The 18697-nt window shown below is 65.1% G+C and carries 16 protein-coding genes; 5 read left to right on the top strand and 11 right to left on the bottom strand.

Translation table 11 applies throughout. The features are described from left to right. Positions 1 to 226: 226 nt before the first annotated feature. The 3 genes from IU452_RS23510 to IU452_RS39265 all read left to right on the top strand — a co-directional run bounded on the left by IU452_RS23510 (position 227) and on the right by IU452_RS39265 (position 2690). The gene (locus IU452_RS23510) at positions 227 to 859 is read left to right on the top strand and encodes a LysE family translocator (protein ID WP_195111262.1); all 633 of its coding nucleotides are present in this window, start codon (positions 227 to 229) and stop codon (positions 857 to 859) included. A 302-nt stretch (positions 860 to 1161) separates the two neighbouring features. Further along, a complete protein-coding gene (locus tag IU452_RS23505; RefSeq protein WP_324192787.1) occupies positions 1162 to 1695 on the top strand; it encodes a cysteine hydrolase family protein in 534 nt (177 codons plus the stop codon). A gap of 5 nt (positions 1696 to 1700) precedes the next feature. Further along, complete coding sequence (locus IU452_RS39265; RefSeq protein ID WP_324192778.1) at positions 1701 to 2690, top strand: GlxA family transcriptional regulator; 990 nt, start codon at positions 1701 to 1703, stop codon at positions 2688 to 2690. 495 nt (positions 2691 to 3185) lie between these two features. Here IU452_RS39265 and IU452_RS39600 read toward each other — a convergent pair whose 3' ends face one another. Then, positions 3186 to 3356 carry a carbohydrate-binding module family 14 protein gene (locus tag IU452_RS39600; RefSeq protein ID WP_195111259.1) on the bottom strand — a complete coding sequence of 57 codons (171 nt, stop codon included), beginning with the start codon at positions 3354 to 3356 and terminating at the stop codon, positions 3186 to 3188. A gap of 457 nt (positions 3357 to 3813) precedes the next feature. Between IU452_RS39600 and IU452_RS23490 the strand changes: the two genes are divergently transcribed. Together IU452_RS23490 and IU452_RS23485 are read left to right on the top strand one after the other, a co-directional pair. Then, complete coding sequence (locus IU452_RS23490) at positions 3814 to 4146, top strand: hypothetical protein (RefSeq protein WP_195111258.1); 333 nt, start codon at positions 3814 to 3816, stop codon at positions 4144 to 4146. Between the two features lie 352 nt (positions 4147 to 4498). Beyond that, positions 4499 to 5218: a hypothetical protein gene (locus IU452_RS23485; protein WP_195111257.1), complete on the top strand. Its 720-nt coding sequence runs from the start codon at positions 4499 to 4501 to the stop codon at positions 5216 to 5218. Positions 5219 to 5565: 347 nt separating this feature from the next. Here the strand turns inward: IU452_RS23485 and IU452_RS38985 are convergent, their stop codons facing one another. From IU452_RS38985 to IU452_RS23435, 10 genes are all read right to left on the bottom strand, one after another. After that, positions 5566 to 6231 (bottom strand): chitin binding peritrophin-A domain-containing protein, encoded by a 666-nt coding sequence (locus IU452_RS38985; protein ID WP_267467635.1) that lies wholly within the window; start codon positions 6229 to 6231, stop codon positions 5566 to 5568. Positions 6232 to 6819: 588 nt separating this feature from the next. Then, positions 6820 to 8088: a hypothetical protein gene (locus tag IU452_RS23475; protein ID WP_195111255.1), complete on the bottom strand. Its 1269-nt coding sequence runs from the start codon at positions 8086 to 8088 to the stop codon at positions 6820 to 6822. 82 nt (positions 8089 to 8170) lie between these two features. Next, a complete protein-coding gene (locus IU452_RS23470) occupies positions 8171 to 9670 on the bottom strand; it encodes a hypothetical protein (RefSeq protein WP_195111254.1) in 1500 nt (499 codons plus the stop codon). A 104-nt stretch (positions 9671 to 9774) separates the two neighbouring features. After that, positions 9775 to 11034, bottom strand: coding sequence for a DUF1173 family protein (locus IU452_RS23465; protein WP_195111253.1), 1260 nt, complete (start codon positions 11032 to 11034; stop codon positions 9775 to 9777). A gap of 6 nt (positions 11035 to 11040) precedes the next feature. Continuing rightward, on the bottom strand, positions 11041 to 11520 hold the full coding sequence (locus IU452_RS23460) for a hypothetical protein (protein ID WP_195111252.1): 480 nt from the start codon (positions 11518 to 11520) through the stop codon (positions 11041 to 11043). Positions 11521 to 11525: 5 nt separating this feature from the next. Then, positions 11526 to 12905, bottom strand: coding sequence for a type IV secretory system conjugative DNA transfer family protein (locus IU452_RS23455; RefSeq protein ID WP_195111251.1), 1380 nt, complete (start codon positions 12903 to 12905; stop codon positions 11526 to 11528). Beyond that, positions 12902 to 13402, bottom strand: coding sequence for a hypothetical protein (locus IU452_RS23450; protein ID WP_195111250.1), 501 nt, complete (start codon positions 13400 to 13402; stop codon positions 12902 to 12904). The genes IU452_RS23455 and IU452_RS23450 overlap by 4 nt, the downstream gene beginning before the upstream one ends. Next, positions 13399 to 14646, bottom strand: a complete 1248-nt coding sequence (locus IU452_RS23445; RefSeq protein ID WP_195111249.1) for an ATP/GTP-binding protein — start codon at positions 14644 to 14646, stop codon at positions 13399 to 13401. Before IU452_RS23445 ends, IU452_RS23450 begins: the two co-directional genes overlap by 4 nt. 333 nt (positions 14647 to 14979) lie before the next feature. Continuing rightward, positions 14980 to 16557, bottom strand: coding sequence for a hypothetical protein (locus tag IU452_RS23440; protein ID WP_195111248.1), 1578 nt, complete (start codon positions 16555 to 16557; stop codon positions 14980 to 14982). After that, positions 16554 to 18686 carry a hypothetical protein gene (locus IU452_RS23435; protein ID WP_195111247.1) on the bottom strand — a complete coding sequence of 711 codons (2133 nt, stop codon included), beginning with the start codon at positions 18684 to 18686 and terminating at the stop codon, positions 16554 to 16556. Before IU452_RS23435 ends, IU452_RS23440 begins: the two co-directional genes overlap by 4 nt. Between the last annotated feature and the right edge of the window lie 11 nt (positions 18687 to 18697).

Raw genomic sequence — 18697 nt, 5'->3', positions numbered from 1 at the left:
GGAACGACTCTTGACTCCAGCGTGACCGGCTCCAACCCGCACACCGATCCTTCGGACAAACCACAACCCGGACCCACCACACAGGCTAACCCCAACAAGGTCTTGACCTAAAGGGGAGCCATGTGCGGACAGCGGCGAAAGGAAATCCGTTGACGGTGTTGGCCGACACCCGGTCCGAGGGCTGAAATTCGGTTTCGTTCAGGGCACTGGTCTGCGATTCTAGGGCGTGCCAATTGATCAGCACCTGCTGGTGGCGTTCACACTCACCACGATCATCGCCATGATCACTCCTGGGCCGGACATGCTGTTCGTCCTCGGCTGCGGGATGCGAGGCGGCCCACGCGCAGGCCTGCTGGCCACAGTAGGCGTCGCCACGAGCGAAGCCATCCACGTCGCCGTAGCGGCCGCCGGCCTGGCCGCTCTCTTCGCTGCCGTGCCTGTCGCCTTCACTGTCGTGCGAATCGCCGGGGCCGCCTACCTGATCTATCTAGGCATCCAGTGCATCCGGCGCCGTAACGACCACCAGAGCGAGGCACCTGCCCTCGGCGGGGGGATGTCGGGCCGAAAGGCCTATCTCGCCGGTCTGACGACAAACCTGCTGAACCCGAAAATGGTCACCTTCACCATCGCCTTTCTGCCCCAGTTCATCAACCCGCAACTGGGCCAGGTCGGGACGCAGTTCGCGATCCTGGGCGTCATCCTGATCGCCCTGGAGTTCCTCGTCGACGGCACTGTCGGCCTCCTCGCCGGACGGATCGGCGGCTGGCTGCGTGCGCGGCGCAATGTCCGTAGACGCATCGACACCGCAACAGGCGGAATCTTCATCGGCCTGGGAGTGCGCCTGGCACTCGAACGCTGAAGTCCGCTCGTCGGCATGAGGGGACGTTCACACAGCCAGGCCGAGGGTCTGGCCGTAAACCCAACCAACGACCGAAGGCTGCCAAGAGGTTGACTCAAGACAGTCCGGACATGCCGAATTGAGTGCGTTCGGCTGACCCGCCGTGCGGGATGGGCTATCCGGTGGCGAACGCCCGGATCCGTCCGCCCCGCATCCTTCCGCAAGTTTGGCATGACCAGATCGTTCCGCTATCGGGCCAAATCGGGCCTTCAGCGATCTGATCATCCATTGCCAAGATGTATTTCGTGAACCGAGCTTTGATCGTGATCGATGTCCAAGAGTCCTTCCGCGCACGACCGTTGTGGGCAGAAATCGCCAACCCGGGTATCGCCGACCCCGTCAACCGGTTGGTCCGCCTTGCCCGCGGCAACGGTGACCTTGTGGTCTGGGTGCTGCACTGCGAGCTGGGAAGCGGCGGCGTATTCGATCCAGCTCTGGGACACGTACGGTTGCTCGACGAACTGGAGCCGCCTCGGCTCGGGGAACCGATACTGCACAAGACCTCTCACAACGCTTTCACCACAACCAATCTGCAGCAGCTTCTTACCGAGGCGGGCGTGCGCGAACTGGTCGTCTGTGGCATCCGGACCGAACAGTGCGTGGAAACCACCACGCGGATAGGCAGCGACCTTGGCTACCACATGACCTTCGTCACCGATGCCACCACCACCAACCCGGTGGGCGGATTGAGTGCCGACACCATCATCGAGCGAACCGAAGCGGTATTGCGCGACCGGTTCGCTCGCATCGCCACTGTGGCGGCGCTGCAAGCCGAGCTGGCAGCATCGCCGGTGTGAACCGTGTGATCTTCGTGCTGCTGCCGGGATTTCATCTGCTCGATCTGGCCGGCCCGGCGCACGTCTTCGATACGTCAGCAGCGTATGGACATCCCTACCAGCTCGGCTATGTCGCCGCACAGGAACAGGTCCCAAGCGCCCAAGGTGTGCCGGTGACTGCGCAGACATCATGGCCGCAGCGGCTGACGCCGGAAGATCTGCTCGTTGTACCGGGATGGCGCGCGCCAACCTTGAGGGGTGGGCCGGTGCTGTCGCCAACCCTGCGGGAACAGTTGCGAGAGCACCATGCCGTCGGAGGTTGCGTCGTCAGCGTATGCGCGGGGGCCGATGCGCTGGGCCAGGCCGGGTTACTGAACGGGCGCAGATGCACGACCCACCATCAGCTCCAAGAAGAGCTGGCATCCCGATACCCGCTAGCCACAGTTGTCCGGGATGTGCTGTACACCGTGGACGAACGGGTGGCGACGTCGGCAGGCATTGCCAGCGGCATCGACCTCGCACTACACCTGCTGGCAGTCCGGCACGGCCCGGCACTTGCCAGCAGTGTAGCCCGAGACATGGTTGTCTACCTGCGCCGCAACGGCCACGAACTACAGGCAAGTGCCGTGCTGCGGCATCGCTCCCACCTCGACGACGTGGTCCACCGCGTGCAGGACATCATCGAAGCGCGATTTGCCGAGCCGCTGCCGCTGACCTACCTGTCTGCGGCCGTCGGGGTGAGCGAACGCACCCTGACCCGGCTGTTCAACCGCGCCACCGGCGGTCTCACCCCACTGCGCTACCAGCAGACACTCCGACTCGAACACGCGGAGCACCTGATCAGCCACGGTGCCACAACGGAGACCGCGGCGGGCGCGGTCGGATTCGAAGACGCCCGGATGCTGCGCCGCCTCCGTTCCCGCGACAGCCGACAGCACACAACGATGCGGAACCACCAGGCAGACAAGCACTCACGACCCACCACGAAAGCATCCACGCCGGTGGCCTCTTCGTAACGCTTGGCACGCCCCGCCTCGTCACGACCCCGATCGTCACAGTACAAATTCCTGCCCATCGATATGCGGCGTGACGGATCAGCACATTCCACGCGAACGCACGCTTCTGCCGCGGGCCGGTCGTCTGATCAGCTGAGATCAACTGCCCCCAGGGCATCCGCACATGCCGAATTCCGGACATTGCGGTCTGCTTTCAGCGGGCTGAGCGGGTGCTGCGACGTGTCGCGCGGGTGTGGGCCCGCCCTCGGAATGCCGAAGTGGGATGTAGCTGTTCCGGAGCTGACTACGGCAGTCGGGGCCGGTCGTTCCGGTGCGCCGGGACGTGCTCCATCAGCGGATCGAGCGCTGGGCGGGGTGGCGGCCATGAACAGTCGCAGCGGCTCCGGTGTCGGCGGGGTTCGGTGTCAGCATCTCGACCGGACACCGGGCGCTGGTCGCATTTGGCAACAAGCAGCTTCGGGCTCGACCTGGTCCAGATTTGCGGTACTGCTGTAGCTACTCCCAGTCACAAGTCAGCGTGTCTGGATTGAACACCTGGCCGTCCGGGCACTTGTGCTCGTAGGCAAGTCCCTCGTCCGAACATTGGACATATGCAGCGGGATCGTTCGGATGGGGGTAGGTGCCAGAGGGCTTGCCCTCACAGAAGTTTGCTGGGATGTCAGCCACGGTGGAACCTCCGCTCGAGTGGTGATGTGAACGATCACCATGAGACCACGCGCGAAGCCCTCTCGTGCCGGAATCCGTTGGCTGCCAGTGTCGTCGGGTGGGGTGTTCGACGAGGATTTGTCCGTGACTGGGTGCGGACCTGGCCGGTTTCCGAAGCTTGAGGGTCAATGTCGTTGGGTAACAATGTACTTGTGCTCAATCGGCGTCGGTCGGCAATGGCGGCGCCGACGCAGATCCACTCCTCGTGTTCCCGCGTGTACCGATACCCTGGGATAGTGCTCGTCCAGTCGATGGCGTGAAGACGTGGATGGGCGGGTGAGGCAGCAGCGGTTCGTCGTGGAGTGGCTCGTACACTGTGCCGAATTCGATTGACGGGATTGCGCTCGGTGACGCTACCGGTACCGCATCTGTTGGATACTGATCCTTCGTCGCTGCTTGCCGCTCATGGTGAGAACTCATGACTATGACCACGACGAGGCTGTTGGCCATGCTCGCGGACCGACACATCGACGCCGATCTGGTGGATCGTGCCCGCGGTGTCTTCGCCGACATCGGTTTCGTCACGGTCGGGTTCCTGATGCCGGACATGCTCACGGCGCAGGTACGAGCGGAGGCCGAGGCGCTGATCGCCAAGCACGGCATCAGGCGGGAGCTGACATTCGCCGAGACCGACCACACGCCGCGGCGCATGCACAACGTGCGCCGCAGTGACATTCATCGGCGGCTTGGCCGAACGTCCGCTAGTAGCCGCGGACGCGTATTTCAGCTTGGTCGTGCTTCGGTGTGGTAGTTCGGTCGCCGAGGACCGGGTGTGGCCGGATGGCGTTGTGGGGGCTGCGGAATCGGTGGCCTCCATGTCCAGGGCGTCACCGTCGGCTCTCAGGCGGCGGATTCTTTGCCTTGCAACCCATCTGGACGTATGCCCGGCTCCGAATTCTGGGTGTGCAGATCGACCGACCCGTCGGTGATGCGGGCAAGGGGCCGAGGCCCTGCCATCCCTCAGACCATCACGCACGCGTCGTCCGCGCCCGGCCGGATCGTTCGCCCCTTCACCACAACGACAGGAGAGCATATGCGCTCTACCCCCCCCCCCGCACCTTCGTCGACGCATCCTCGTTTTTGCACTCACGACCGTCACGGCGTTGACCGGATCCGGCCTGCTGGCCGGCCCGGTGCTCGCCGAGAGTTCTTCCCCGTGTGGCGGCAAACCCGACCGTTACTTCGGCACCTACCAGGGCTCGGTCACACAGAAGATCGACGAGGAATGGGTCCAGAGCGTCGCGGAGGAGATCCGGGAAATCAAGGAGTGGGACGAAGGTGGCCAGAAGAACGAGGATGACCCCGACACCGCCTTGTACGGTGCTGACCCCTGGAGCCATCTGCACAACACGGTTATCAAGCCGGAGATGGTCGAGCAGACCGGTGGTGACCTGTCCAAGGTACGTGCCTACCTGGCCAGGCTGTATGACGGGAAGAACGATATGAGTGTGCGGTTCTCCTATGGCAAGAAGTCGGCCGGTATCGCCGACTACTGGGCGGACGTGGTGTACAACAAGATCGAGTATGCGAGTGGCTACGGAGTCAATCTGACCAGCACTCCCAACCGGGTCGAGTTCAACGTGCGGACCAGTAAGACGGTGGTCATCCCGTCCGGTGTCCACAAAACTGAAGTGCAGGACCCTCGTACCGCCCGTGAATATGAGACCGGCGGTTATTCGTTCACTTCGATGGAATCCTTTTCGCTGCAGGCGCTCGATTGTGCGGGCGACGGGGTGCCGCGACGGCTGCACGCGGTCATCAAGCCCCAATTCTGGGATGCAGTGCAAGCTACGCGGACGGTCGAACTGCGCCGCGAAGGCTGATCGGCAACGACGGGCAACGACCGCGGACCGTTAACAGCGACCTCCTTGCCTCGCCAGGACAGCCCCGCCGGAGCGGTGTCGATTAAACGTGTCGAAAGCGATGAAGGGAAGCTGCGACCATGGCGTCCCGCCCGAACGAACATCCGGAAATGCCGCGTGCCGGGCGTTCGGCCGACCATGATCAGCGGTCGGCCGGACGGCCCGGTGAACATCCTCAACTGCCTGCGCGCGTAGCCTGTTGTGGCGGTTATCCCGCCGTTCCGGTCTCGGCCGTTGCCTCGTCCGGGTGCGGCACGTGCACAACCGTCCGCTGGTGGAAAGGCGAGGGCTGCAGGAAGGTGTTCAGGCTATTTGCCGGTGGCGGGTTCCTCCAGCACGCTTTCGGTTCGGCCGCGGTACTCGTGTCCGGCGTCGGGCAGGTAGGAGATGGTGGCCAGGTAGCGCCATTTGGATTCGTCCAGGCCGGGAACCGTCTGCTCGGGTGTGCAGGTGGCCTGTCCCTGGGCGTCGGTGGTGGCGTGGCACAGGCGTTGCCCATCGGGTGTGGAGAACACGACGAAGGTGCCCGAGATAGGCTCGTCCGCTGACCTGTCCTCTGGATCGTTCACCTTGGTGTAGCGGGCGACGAGTGGGCCGAACTTGCCCGTTTGCTTGTCGTAGGTGGTTTTCTGCACCACCAGATGCCTGCTCTCCCAGGACGGTAGGGCCTCGTCCTCGTATACACACACCTGCTTGCTTTGATCGAATATCTCCCAAGCTCTGCATTGGAAGAGTGACGCCTTGTTCCTCTCTGTGCATACGACGAAAGTCCTGTTATTGAGCCGGGCGGGGTAATAGGCGAAGTCGGTGTCAGCGCAATATGTCTCGGACACCCCGGGTGAGTTTGTGTCGGAGCCCGGTGGTGTGGTGCGGGTGCTGCCGGTATCGGCGACCACTGCGGCTGCCGTGCCCGCACCGGCGGCGATCAGACAGCCTGCCACTGCACCGACAGTTAGCGACGAAATCGTACGCATCGTTTTCCCCTTCTCGTCCAAGCGGTTCCCTTTGGCACCATCGCTCGTGACTCGTTCCTCACAGCGAGTTGAATGGGTGCCCCGTTACTTCGGGCGCAGCACACCACAGCACACGGACCGACTGATCCGCTCCTGCCACGTGGTCTACGCGCCCAGGAGCAGTGCTGTGGAACGTGCTGCTCATCCATCCCCTTCCAGGTGGGCTGGCCACAAGGTGCAGCACCCCCGCCATGGGAGTTGCCTCTCGCCTCGCGATGTTGTAATACCCTGGCCTGCAAAAGGTTTCGATCTTGCGTCTGACCGCTCAGATGATGCCAGACGGAAGCGCTTCGATGGGGTGGTTTCACGAGATCGACATGATGTGCTGGTGTTAGGGGTTGGGGTGCTCCACTATCCAGCCCTGGCCGCGAGTTGATCTCGTGAACATCCGGTCATGCCGCTGGTCGCGCACTTGGGAACGCGGCATCCGCCAATCAGCAGCCCGATAACCCGTTCCACTTCTGCACAGCTGTCGGTGGTCCCATGACTGGCAACGTGGTGGTCCCTCGACGGTGGCAAACGACAAGTAGCACGCCCAAGGCAGTACCGTCACCGTAAGCCGGATCGGCGTAGTTGGCTTGTCGGTTGAGGCCCACGGACACGTCGGCGATTGGACGAGCCTGTCGGGTTTCTGTCTGCTCGAGTGGTGTACGTCGGAGCAGCCCGTTGGGTGGTTGCCTTGCGCGGCAAGTCACCGGTTGGGTCCCGGACTGTACCGCCATCCTGCACTGCCGGAGGCTGACCCGACGCAGTCTCGCCAGAGCTCCTTATGGCCGCTGCTTGCGACTCGGATTTGGCCTGTCCGTTATGCCTGTGCGCCATGAGCGACGAAGCGTATGCGGCGTGTAGAGGCGCGATGCTTCCCGCAGGCGCTGCTTCCGCGTCGAGCCCGGGGTGGCAGTCGACGCAGAGTGCATCGCGCAGTTGTCGCCATTCGCCGCATTTTTCGCACTCGCCGTTGAGTTCAGTCAGTTCGGCTTGCGACGCTGGCGGTCTCTGGTCGGGCTCCGTGTGTTGTTTCACCCATCGAGCGATGATGGGGCGTGTGCGATTGTCGGCGTGGTACCACTCCTGTCGAAATAGGCCGCGTCCGTGGGTGTCGAACTGTTCAGCGAGGAATTCCAGTCGTGCCTCGACTGCTTGGGTGTGGGTGTGGCCGAGCGGTAGGTCTGGGATTCCTCGGCATCCCAGTGTTCGGCAGTCTCCGCACAGTCCGTCGTCGCCGTGGCCGGTGAGTACTCGGCCGGTCCAGTGGTCGATGGCGGCGCGTTCGAGGCGGCACGATACGCACAGTGAGAATTTGACATCGGCGGCTGCATCCACGTCGTAGTCGCGTCGGTCGACGATCGGTTTGGGTCGAGGTTGTCCTGGCTTCGGGCGGGCGTCGACGTCGAGTTCGGCCTCGTACCTTTCGATTTCCCGGCCATCTGTCGGCTTGGGTCGATCGAAAGGGTCGGACCGCCGGGTAGGGTCGACGCGCCGCACAACTCGGCTGGCCCGTGTACGGGTCTGGCGAGGGTTGCCGAACGGCGGCAGTGTTGGCTCGGGAATATATTGGCCCTCATCTGCTTTCGGTACACATGCTTCGATAAGCGCTCGGTGGGGCTCGTTTTCACTCCACAGATCGCGCAGCTTCTCGATGGCGTCGTCATGACGCTTGAATCTCAGGGTGTGGGCGATCTCGGTGATGATCAGCCATGTTGGGTCGTCGATGTCTTTTCGAAGTTGACGCAGTTGCTGTTTCGCTTCGCGTAGATTTTGGGCGCTGACCAGGCTGCGGATGGTCTGGATAGCTTCTGCGGTGTCTTGTTCGGACATGGTTGGTTGCCTGGGCATGGTTGGGTCTCCTCTGCTGTCAGAACCTCCTGGCTTTCGGTGGGAGGGGTTGGCTGGCGGGTGGTTACAGGCGGCGACGCCGAGTGGGAGGGCGGGGCTGGCGAGGAGTGCGCTGATGGCGGCGTCTCGCTTGTTCCCTGGGTCTTTTGGACGATTCGGTCTTCGGTGTGTCGCCACTCGGTAGTGCTGTGTCGCGATAATGAACAGTCCGACGCCCGGCCGTCGTTTGGGGCGACTCGGCTTGGTTGCATATTTCCGTGAGTAGGTATGGCCTTCCCGCCGAGATTTCGTTTCGGAGCTGCTTAGCTCTTCTGATGTCATTCCTCAACAAGTCGAGTTCTCTGTTGAAATCCAGCAATGCCGCCGCTGCGTCATAGGGAATGACCCGCTTTCCGATGCCATCGGCGCTCCCTTGACCTCCCAGACGGTGCTCCTCCAGAAACCGCATCAGTTTTTCGCAGCTGCTGTAGCGTCCGAGAGGCGTGATCTGTGTTCCCCGACCGCTCCCGGTATCGATCAGAAGGTGGTCTTCGGCGTACCAAGGCCCTCTGTGGTCGAAGTTGTCTCGGCTGGCGTGGATCACGTGGTCCGGGTCGTCGCAATGGCGGTATTCGATGTGCACTCCGCAGTTCTGTCGACACTCCAAGCGGTGTTCGGCAACTCGCACGGCCTCGTCGAGCCAGGTGTCTGGGCAGGGGTCGAGCGTGTAGAGGTTCATCGCTGCCACGTAGGCGTCGACTTCGGCGAGTTGGTCTGCGGCGCCGTCGATTCCGGCGCGGCGGGCGAAGTCGAGTAGGTGATCGCGTAGTTCGTCGGCCCAGAGTTGGTGTACGAGTCGGCGCCGGAATTCCCAGGGGTTGTACTGGTGGATCAGAGCGTCGCGGTATTCGTCGCGCATCACATCCAGGGTCAGCTCGTCGAGCCACGGCAGGCCCTGGACCTCCGGCTCCCCACCAAGTAGGGAGTCAAGCTTCTGCAACTCCTCGCGGACACTGCAGGGATCGAGGTGTTCGCCGCGCATCACAGCGCGGCGAGCGCCCGACGCCAGATCCCACGATATGACTTCCAGACTCGCTTGCACATCGGGGTACTGGTAGGTCTGTTCGATCAGCCATTGGCGTAGTCGCCACCAACTCGTTGCTGACGCGGATCGCGTCCCGGCATCACCCGGGGTGTAGGTGGCCTCGTACGGCATCCGCTGGGCCAGATCGAGTCGAACAGGTAGCGGTCCGGCGACCGCGTGCCGTCGTTCGTCGTCGAGTTCACGGGTCAGTTCGAGTCCGGCAAGCCGCATCTGAGCGACGGGGTCGCCGCGATGAGCGTCCTCGGTTTGTTTCAGTGCGTCGAGCTGTGCCTGCAGGGTGGCCGGGGCATGCGCCCACTGGTGGCTCATGTCCTCGAGGTCGAACCAGTAGCGGTCCCAGTCTTCCCCGGTCCATTGGGCTGCCAGATCGTGGGCCTGGTCGAGGAGTGCTTCTCGTTCGTCTGTGTTTTCTGTGTGCCTGCTTGCGATACGGAGGTGGTATGCGTGGGCATAGTCGGTGCGGATCGCCGCGGCGGTCACGAGTCTTCGGGCGCAGGACTCGGCGTCGTCTGCTTCCATGGCGGGCCTCCTCGGTGTCAATGTGGCGTGGTTCGTCCTTTCCTGGCTGTCCCGACAAGATTCGTTCAGCTCGGCTGCTGCGGTTCGGTACGGTGCGGATCACCGATTCGCCGCCGGTCCGATCCGCTCGCCTGGCGGGTGAAGGGATCAGCGGCTGGCAGGGGTGGAAGGTTCGTATCGGTGCTGGTGTTCCAGACCCAGCGTGCGAGGGCTGGTCGCTCTGGCGGTTCGGGCAGGTGAGAGTCGGTGAGATAGCAGGCAGTTGGTGGGTCGGTGTCGGTGAGCACCGCCGATGCGATGGGTGTCGTGCTGGGAAGGGTGTAGCGGAGGGATTTCGTGAACCGGCGTCGCTGCTCGGTGAGGGCGGTGAGCAGGGTGTGTTCATTGATGGATTCGAAGGGCACCCAGTCGCTGGTCATGGTCATCAACGCCGCTTCGGCCGCGATGGCGACACCTGCCGGGCTGAGGTGGAAGGTAAGGATCACGATCAAGTGGGAGTCGCAGATGGCTTGCCCGAGAGCGAATTCCGTTGCAGAAGTTATTCGCAAGCGGGAGGTTAGGTCGTCGGTGAGCAGGATTGGGAAGTCGGGGAGATGTTTGACCACCAGGGCGTGCCGGTCGAATCGGGTTGAGGTGAGGGTCTTGACTTCGCCGATGAGAACCATGAGCTTGCGTATCCGGTCGTCGCCTGCGAGACGTTGCAGGGCTGCTGTGCGCCGGACTGCGATTTCGGATTTGTGGTTGCTGGAGAAGGTTTCGGGGATGTAGAGGTATTCGGCGAGCGGACGGCCCTTGGTGGTTTTTCCGTCTACGGCCGACAGCAGTCGGCTACGGACGACGCCCCAGTATCGTTTACCCGCCAGGGCGGGCGTCCAGCGCGTGAGACCGGCTTCGTCCCACAAATAGTGGAGCAGGCTTCGCAGTGTCAGTCGGATACCTGCGTCGCTGCTGTGCTCGGGTTCGCTAGAACTGGAGCTCGTGCCCGAACGGGTTCTGGTGTGGGTGAGGGCGAACCCGAGTCCGAGTGTGGTTGTGCCGCTGTCGGGTTCGTCGCGGATTGCGGTCCCCAAGAGTGGGGCCAGTCCGGATAGTTCCGGTGGTGGGCACCAGGAGGGGCAGTCGGCGGCATGGTCGGGGCCGCTGCCCGGCATGCGTTTGATCACGTAGCGTTCGCCGATGCGGGCGACGTACATGGGGATGCCGCCGTCTTCGCTGGGATTGCACAGGCAGCGCGGCCGCCGGCTGTTGTCACCGTGGGCGTCGGCCAGCGCCTGCTGGGCGCTGTCGTCTCGCGGGTCGAGGGTCTGTCCGTCGAGGGCATACATCGGTGCTCACCGCCTGCTCTGTGTCGTGCCGGAGAATCCGGCTCGTTCCGTGTGGGTCGCGATGAGGTCGGCGAGCCCGTCCAGGGTGGGTTGCCGGTTGCGGCGGTACCCGCAGTCAGCGGGGCGACAGCCGGAGAAGTCGCTGATCCGAGTCAACCGCTCCACGGTGGGCCATAGCCATTGGGTGTGCCATGCGGTCATGTCTTCTCGTGGGAGATCGCGTCGGTCGGCCGGGCAGGTGTAGGCCACGGCGTGGGCGGCCATCAGTGCGGTGAGTTCTTCCACCACGGCTTCGTGGCGCCACCAGCAGGCGGGGATGCGGGAGCCGAGCTGGTAGCGCTGCCGTAACCACTCGACCCAGTCGGCGAGTTCTTCCCACAGCAAGGCTTTATCTGCGTGGCCGAGGCCGCGCCAGAAGTAGCGGCACGTGACGAGCTCGGGCTCACAGGTCGAATCTTGGTCGGCCTCTTCATGTTCGAGTCCCATGGCAATCACTCCTTCCCACACAGTCGAGCGGGATCAAGATGTCTGGGCACGACGCCGGTGGCGATGATCTCGTCGAACGCGGCGGTGGAGGCGATGACGGCTTGACGCCAGCGGGGGACGTCCCAGACGCTGGGCAACCGCAGCAGCATGGCGGGCGCGTTGCGATAGATGAGCAGGGCTTGGTCGGTGCCGAGTTCGCGAATCTCGTCGGTGCGCAGGACGGTGTCGTCGTGCAGCGCGTAGCTGCGGCTGCCGTCGTGCAGGGTGGCCTCCCACCGGCGTCGCTCCCCCAGCAATCGCGATAGGGCGGTGAGTTCGTCGACGCCGCGCAGGCCGGGCAGGATCAGCATGGCGGGCGCGGATTGGGCGAGCACGCGTCCGCCTTCGGTGCCCCAGCGCAGTTCGTTTTGGTCCTGGTTGTGGGCGAACACCCACAGGCTGATTCCCTTGCCGCCGGAATCGGTCATAATCATCGGCAGATCCGGGATCGGCGCGACGTTGTTCATCTCGTCAAGGACCAGCCGTATCGGCGGGTCGAGACGTTTACCGGGTCGACGCTGGGAGGCGCGGTCGGCGATGTGGTGGACCTCGGCGGCCAGCGCAGCGACGAACGGCGCCATACTGCGAGAGCTTCCCTTCGACACCAGATACAACGTGTTCGCGCCCGACAAGGCCAACGACTCCACGCCGAAGGACTCGTCAACTGGAACATCCACGGCGGCAAGAAGTCTCGGCGACGCCAGCGGTTCCAGCAGCCGTGCGGCCGCGGCCAGCACGTCGTCGGTGGATTCGCTGGCCGAGCCGAGGATTTGGTCGAGTTCGCTGGCCCAGTCCGGCAGGGCGTCGCTCAGGATGTCGATGGCGGTGCGGTTGGTGCGCGCCGAAATCCACACCCGCACATCCCGAATCGAATATTCGGCCAACGCGGCGGCATGCAGGTAACAGCGCACCAGGGTCGCGGCTTTCTGCTCGAAGTACGCGCCGTTGCGGGTGCCTTCCAGCGGCATCGCGCGGGCAAGCGCATCAGCGCGGCGGATCGCGGTCTCAGGGTCTTCGCACCCGGCCAGGATCGACCACCGCAGCGGGTGTGGCCACCCGGTCAGGTTTTCTGGGTCGAATACCGCCACCTGGCCACGGTCGGTACGTGCAGCGAAGGTGGCCGCGACAAGGTCGGCCTTCGTGGTGGTCGCCAACACGAATCCTGGAGCGTCCCAGACCCGTTGGCACGCCACCCGCCAGGTCTTACCCGCCCCGGTCGGGCCGTGCACGATCACGCCGTCGCGGTGTTGCAGATACACGTGTTTGCGCGGCCGATCGCTGAGCACGCCGACATCGACGGTGACATACGACAGGTCCACCGCAGCCAACCCAGACCATGTACTCATCGACGCTTCCCCCACACTCGGATACGTCGGCTGCTGTGCTGCGCAACGAGTTTCGGGTATTCGAGCCGTGTTTTGCGGGTTGCTGAGCGAGCATCGAGACCGTTGCGGCGCAGGTCTGCTCGCTCGGCCAGACCCTCGTCGCGGTGACGTCGCCGGAGTCTGCGGTCGATCTCGCTGGTGGCGATCGCCAGAGTCGAACACCAGACGATCGCGACGACCACGACGCACAGCCACGTCAGCCACGCCGGTCCGGGACGTGGGTCATTGGGCCAGGCCGCCGCCGGGTCAGCCGGGTTCCTGGTCAGTTGTTCCAGCGTGGTGAGGATGCTGTGCGGCGCTACCAGCGCGAGCCCGTGGCCGCTCAGCAGTGCCGACACCGCGCCGCCCCCGAGGACACCGACGAGGACGGTGCTGACCGCGTAGGCGGTGAGTGCCAGTCCGGCGGGCATCATCGGCTCGCTGCGCGCCGGAGTCGGCACCCGGCGACGCCCGCTCACGCGGCACCCCCTTCACCGGCGCCGATCGTCGGCGCAAGGTGCGCGTCCTCCCCTGTGATAGCGGCGTCGGTGTCGGTGAGCGCGATCTCCCACGGGGAACGAATGTGGGTGAGCAGAAAGGGGTCTCGGCTTCCGATCTTGACCAGGCACTGTCCGCGACCCAGTCGCATCAGCGTGTCTTCGGTCCCGGTCGGTAACCGGTACAGGCGCACGGTCTCGGCGGCGTCGTCCGCGCGCGATTGCCCGAACAGGACCACGATGGACGCTTCGGCCATCAACGCCCGTGCCGGGGAATCGGCGGGCTGGTCGGCCGGGTGGTGAAACGCCGAGACTGTCGACAATCCCAGTCCCCGTGACAGTTTGAGGTTCGCGCGGAACACTTCACCGGTGGAGCCACCGGCGACGTGCCAGCCCTCTTCGACGACCAGGATGGTCTGCTGGTACCGCGACGAGCGGGCTGCTAGCCGGTTGGCCAACCAGGTGTTGACCGCGGTCATCACCACCCGCAGCGCGGGCCCGTCGGTGGGCAGGGCGCTGACGTCGAAGTGCACCAGTGGGTGGGTTTCCAGGGCATCTCGCACGGCCGGGCTGGTGGGTGCGTCGACCAGGCCGCGCAGGTCGCGGTCGGCCAGCCGCAGCAGAGCCAGACCGGGTTCGAGGCCCCACTCCAAGGCCCGTTCACTCCACCGTGCACCGAACACCGCACCATCGGTCGGTGCCGGGTCGAGCAGCCGCATCGCCAAGTCACGGATAACAGGGTCGCGGCCGGCGGTGCGAGCCTCAGCGTTCACGACGGCGAGCGCCGCGCCGACCGCCGCCTTCTCCTTCTCGTCCAGCGACCGCCCCATGGCGTCGGTCAGCACGGCCAGCACGAGCGCTTCCTGACCGGCTGGGACCACGCCCTGCAGCCCCTGTTCGTGGTGGCCGCCGTGGCTGATGGCTGGGTCGAGCAGATTGAGGCAGGCGTCGCTCCCGCCGATCCGGAACCGGATGCTCTCCGCCTCGAGTGCGTGGGCGAGGGGCGTGTACTCGCCGACTCCGGCTTGAGGTTTCTTGTCCAGCACCACGACCTGGCGATCGGCGATCAGCTGCCGCAGCACACATACGGTCTTGATCCACGACGATTTGCCGCGCCCGATGTCGCCGATAACGACGACGTTGATGCCGGAGGTGTCGGTGCCGTAGGCGGCGAAGGCGTCGATGATCTCGAGTTCCTGGCTCATGGTGTTCAGCCCCGCGAGCACACCCTCCTGCCGGGTTCGACGACGGTTAGTGGCCAGATTCCATGCCTCTGCCTGCCTGGTGGTCGTCCAAGCGCCCTCGGCTCGCGTTTCGTACCAGCCATATCGGTCAAGCCACCGCCGTCGACGTGGTATAGCGCGACGCACCATCGAGTTTCGCTTCCGCTCATCGTCCGCGGTTTCAGATTTTGGATCAGCTGGGGTGGGTTTGCCAGTGTGCGACAAGGGCTTTCGCCTCACCGGGCGCTTCTCGCGAAGAGTGAGACGGGTAGCGGTGCGGACGGTGTGAGATTGCGCAGTAGTGACCTCGCGGTGTCGGGGCATGTTCGTCCCTCCTTATCGGGTGTCCGGAGTGGCTGCCAGGCCGCGGGCCAGTGGCAGTGTGGTGAAGACTGCGACGTCGTGATCGGAATCGGCCCAGTCGATTTCGGTGATGGCCGAGTCGTTTGCGGCTTCGGCGACGCGCAGGCAGGCGCGGTCGAGGTCGTCGGGGTCGCGGCCAGTGACTGCGATGCTGGCGGTGTAGACGGCGCCGTGGTGTCCGGAGCCGGGCATGAGGTCGTGGCGGCGACGTTCCGAGGCGGTAGCCAGGACTTCGGTCGAGCCGTCGTCGAGTTTCCCTTGCTTGTGTTCTTTGCTGCGGCGGGCCTGATCGGCGGTGAAGTCGCCACGTGCGGCGGCGCGGGCCCGGTGTGCGGGCACAAAATCGATACGCACCGACAAAGTCCGGATGGTGGGCATCGGTGCGGTGTCCTCATCGCCGGGGTCGGCTTCGACTCCCGTCAGCAAGGGCGCCAGCCACAGTGGTCCCAGAGGGACGGGTTCGATTGCTCGGGGGCGGATCAGCCCGACCCGGGTGCGCCACCGTCCGTCCGCACCGACGGCGACACTGTCGTCACCGCCGACGTAGCTGGGCCAGCAGGTGTCCCAGGTCGCGTCCCGGTGCCGGTCGAGTTTGTATCGGGGGTCCAGGAAGGACCGGATCACCGCGCAGGCCCGGTGTTCCCCGAGGACGTCAACGCGTCCCATGCCCGCTGCGGCGAGAAGCCGGGTGGCCCGCTCGGTTTCGTCGCGGATCACCTGCGCGATCGCTCCGTGAGTGGTGGCACCCTTGGTGCGGGCCACGCGCCCGGTGTCGGCCATGAATGTCTCGGTTTGCGGAATGCGCAGCACGACGAAGGTACGGTGTTCTTCGGCCAGCGGCGCGATGACGTCGATCAGCGCCCCGTAGGACTCCACCGCCGGTGTCAGACGGGTGTCTGCCAGCTGCGCGACGCGGCCGTGGGCCCAGTGGATGTGCGGGGTCATGTCGTGGGGAATGCTGCGGTGCAGCAACTGGAGGCCGCGGACGTGGCTGCTGGTGCGCGCCATCTGCGCCAAGAAGTTCCCGAAGGCGGTCGAGGTTGCGGCGTAGGCGGCGTTGCCGCGCAGCCCGTCGGCGACGCCTTCGACGGCGAGGATCACCGAGAAGTACACGCGTTCACCAGGATTGGCGGTGCGGACGATGAACATGTCGTCCAGCCCGGTTCCCTCGACCTGCAGTGGCGCGGCAGCGCCGAGGGGCAGGGGGATCGTCCAGCCGGGGTCCCATGCGGGGTCGCCGTAGGCGGGATCGGCGGGGTTGCGGTAGATATGTTCGCCACGGCGACGCCGTATCCAGGTGCGCAGCCGGTGGGCGCCACGCGCAGCGAGTGACGGTTTGTCGCGCCATTCCATGGTGGCGGCGAATACCCCGATCAGCAGCGCCAAGGCAGCGATGATCGTCCAGGTCGCGCCGCCGCCGAGCAAGTAGATCGCCAGCGCTGCAGCGATACTCCCCACCCACGTGAGCAGCACTGGGCGGGACAGGCCCAGCCAGGACCGGCGGGCGATCTCGCCACCCAGCACTGCGACGCGGATCTCGTCGGCGCTCATTCGGTCTCCGCCTCGCCGGGCGCGGCCTCGGCCACGGTGCGGGCCTTGTTCAACGCGCCCCCGGCCGCCTGAGCGGCGATCGGTGCGGCCACAGTGGCAGCGGTGGCCGCTGTCGTACCAAGCCGCCGGGTCGTGCTGGCGGCGGTCCGGCCTGCGGCTCCGGCTCTGCGCCGGGCTGCTGAGGACTCACTGGCTGTGGTATTGCGTGCCAGGGTCTGGCCAAGTCCGGCTTCGGTACTGGATTTCCCGTCGGATCGGCCGTTGGTGCGCCATTTCGGGTCACCGCCGCCTGAGTCGGCCGGTCCGTCGCTGGCGGGATTGGAGGTCGAACGGTCGATCCCCGAATGGCTGTAGCGGCCTCCTATGCCGCGGCCTCGCAACCACATCGCCGATCCCGCTCCTCCAAGGGCACCGGCCAGCAGCGAGCCGGATTGTCCGAACCCGGCGGCGTCGGATCGTGACGGCAGCAGCGGGGCGTAGCGCAGCAGCGACCAGGGCGCGAGCCCTGCGACGATGAAAGCGACTACCACCAGGCATAGCCGGGCTAGGGTGGACAACCCGTCGCCACCGGTGCCGGTCAGGCTGGCGTTGATAGTGCCGGTGAGGGTGGCCAGCAGCAGAAACAGCAGGGGTTTGCTGAAGACGATGGCGATGAACATCAACACCGGCCGCAGCGCCTTCTTCCGCCAGTTCGGGTGCACCCACATGCCGAACCCGATCCCGGAGGCAACCGCCAGGCATGGCAGTGCGACCTGGTGCATGAGCAGCCCGAAGAACACTGCCAGCGCCCCCACGATCAGCAGCAGGAACAGCAACAGCCCGACCAGGACTCCGCCGACCAGGTCGGAGGCGGTCAGCTCGCCGGTGAACGTCTCGAGGTTGGTGATCATCTCGCCCATGTCCGGGCCAGCGGTCCGCGCAATCTGTTCCGAGCCGGTGTTCGCTACCTCGACCAGCATGGCGGCGATCATGGGCGCGAACAGCATCAACACCACCCCCGCGGGCAGGTACCCGAACAGATCCGCACCGAGCGCCTTGATGGTTTCCCCGCGCGCCGACGCCCGCCACAACGCCAGCAGGGTCATCGCGCCCATCACCATCACACCGATGCCGGTGCTGATCGCGTACCAGCGCAGGAACCACTCTGCGGCCGGGTCGAACCGGCCGGTCGCGGCCAAACCGTCCAGCACCCGTGAACTCAGGTCCACCGCACTGTCTTTGGACGAATTCGCCCAGTCGTCGATCACGCTCTGCGGATCCGACACGAACCGGATTGCCCGGGAGCCATTTCTCACCAACCAGTCGAATGCTCGCACCAGCGACCCGGCAACCGGCCCGTACACGTTTTGCTTCGCCTCGTCGAGCCGGTCACCGAAACTCTTGTTGCGATCGATCCAGTCGGCCGTTCCCATGAACAGGACCCCGACTGCACGGCTCCACTCGAGACAGCGGACCTGGTCCCCAGTGACGGTGTCGGCGCGGGTGCAGTCGACGAAAAAGGCGTGCGCGCAATAGGTTCCGTTCACGCTGCACGGCTCGGTCCACGCTGCGGCCGGAATCATGTCGAAACCGTGGGTGGTGGCCTGCCGGATTGCGCGCATCGATTGTTCGTCAGGTGTCGGTACCCAATCGAACCCCCACACATTCCACGCCGGGGTACGCGCCCAGCGCTTCAGATCGTCCGCGCACGCCGGTGACGGCAGGTGGAATGCGGCGTCGCCAGCCGGGAAGACCCGTGGCAGCGCGTCTTTCGGTGGCTCGATGCCTTGCTCGACGTATCGCTCCAAGCCCGTGTTCGGGGCGTACACGCGCAGCAGGGCGCGCTTCTGGTCATCGTTAGCTGACCAGTACAGCAGCCGATCCTCGACGCTCATCGCGTCATTGAGGTAGCGACCAACATCGCCACCCCGCGTGGCGCATTCACCAGAGAACCACGGACCTGCACGGAATTCATCGGTTCCGGCCACGAACTGGCGCAGCTCGGCGGGGAAGCCGTTCGGCAGCCCGCCCGACTCGGTTGGGACACTGGGCGCGGTCGGTGCCGCGCCCGCGGTCGTGGCGCCGCAAGCGATGCCCGCGCACAGCAGTAGCGCGGTGACCAGCGCGTGCAGGGTGTGGTGTCGGCGCATGACGGTCACCG

Origin of the sequence: Nocardia transvalensis (genome assembly GCF_015477765.1) — a bacterium.
Lineage (GTDB): Bacteria > Actinomycetota > Actinomycetes > Mycobacteriales > Mycobacteriaceae > Nocardia > Nocardia transvalensis_A.
This window is presented reverse-complemented; position numbering and strand designations above follow the sequence as displayed.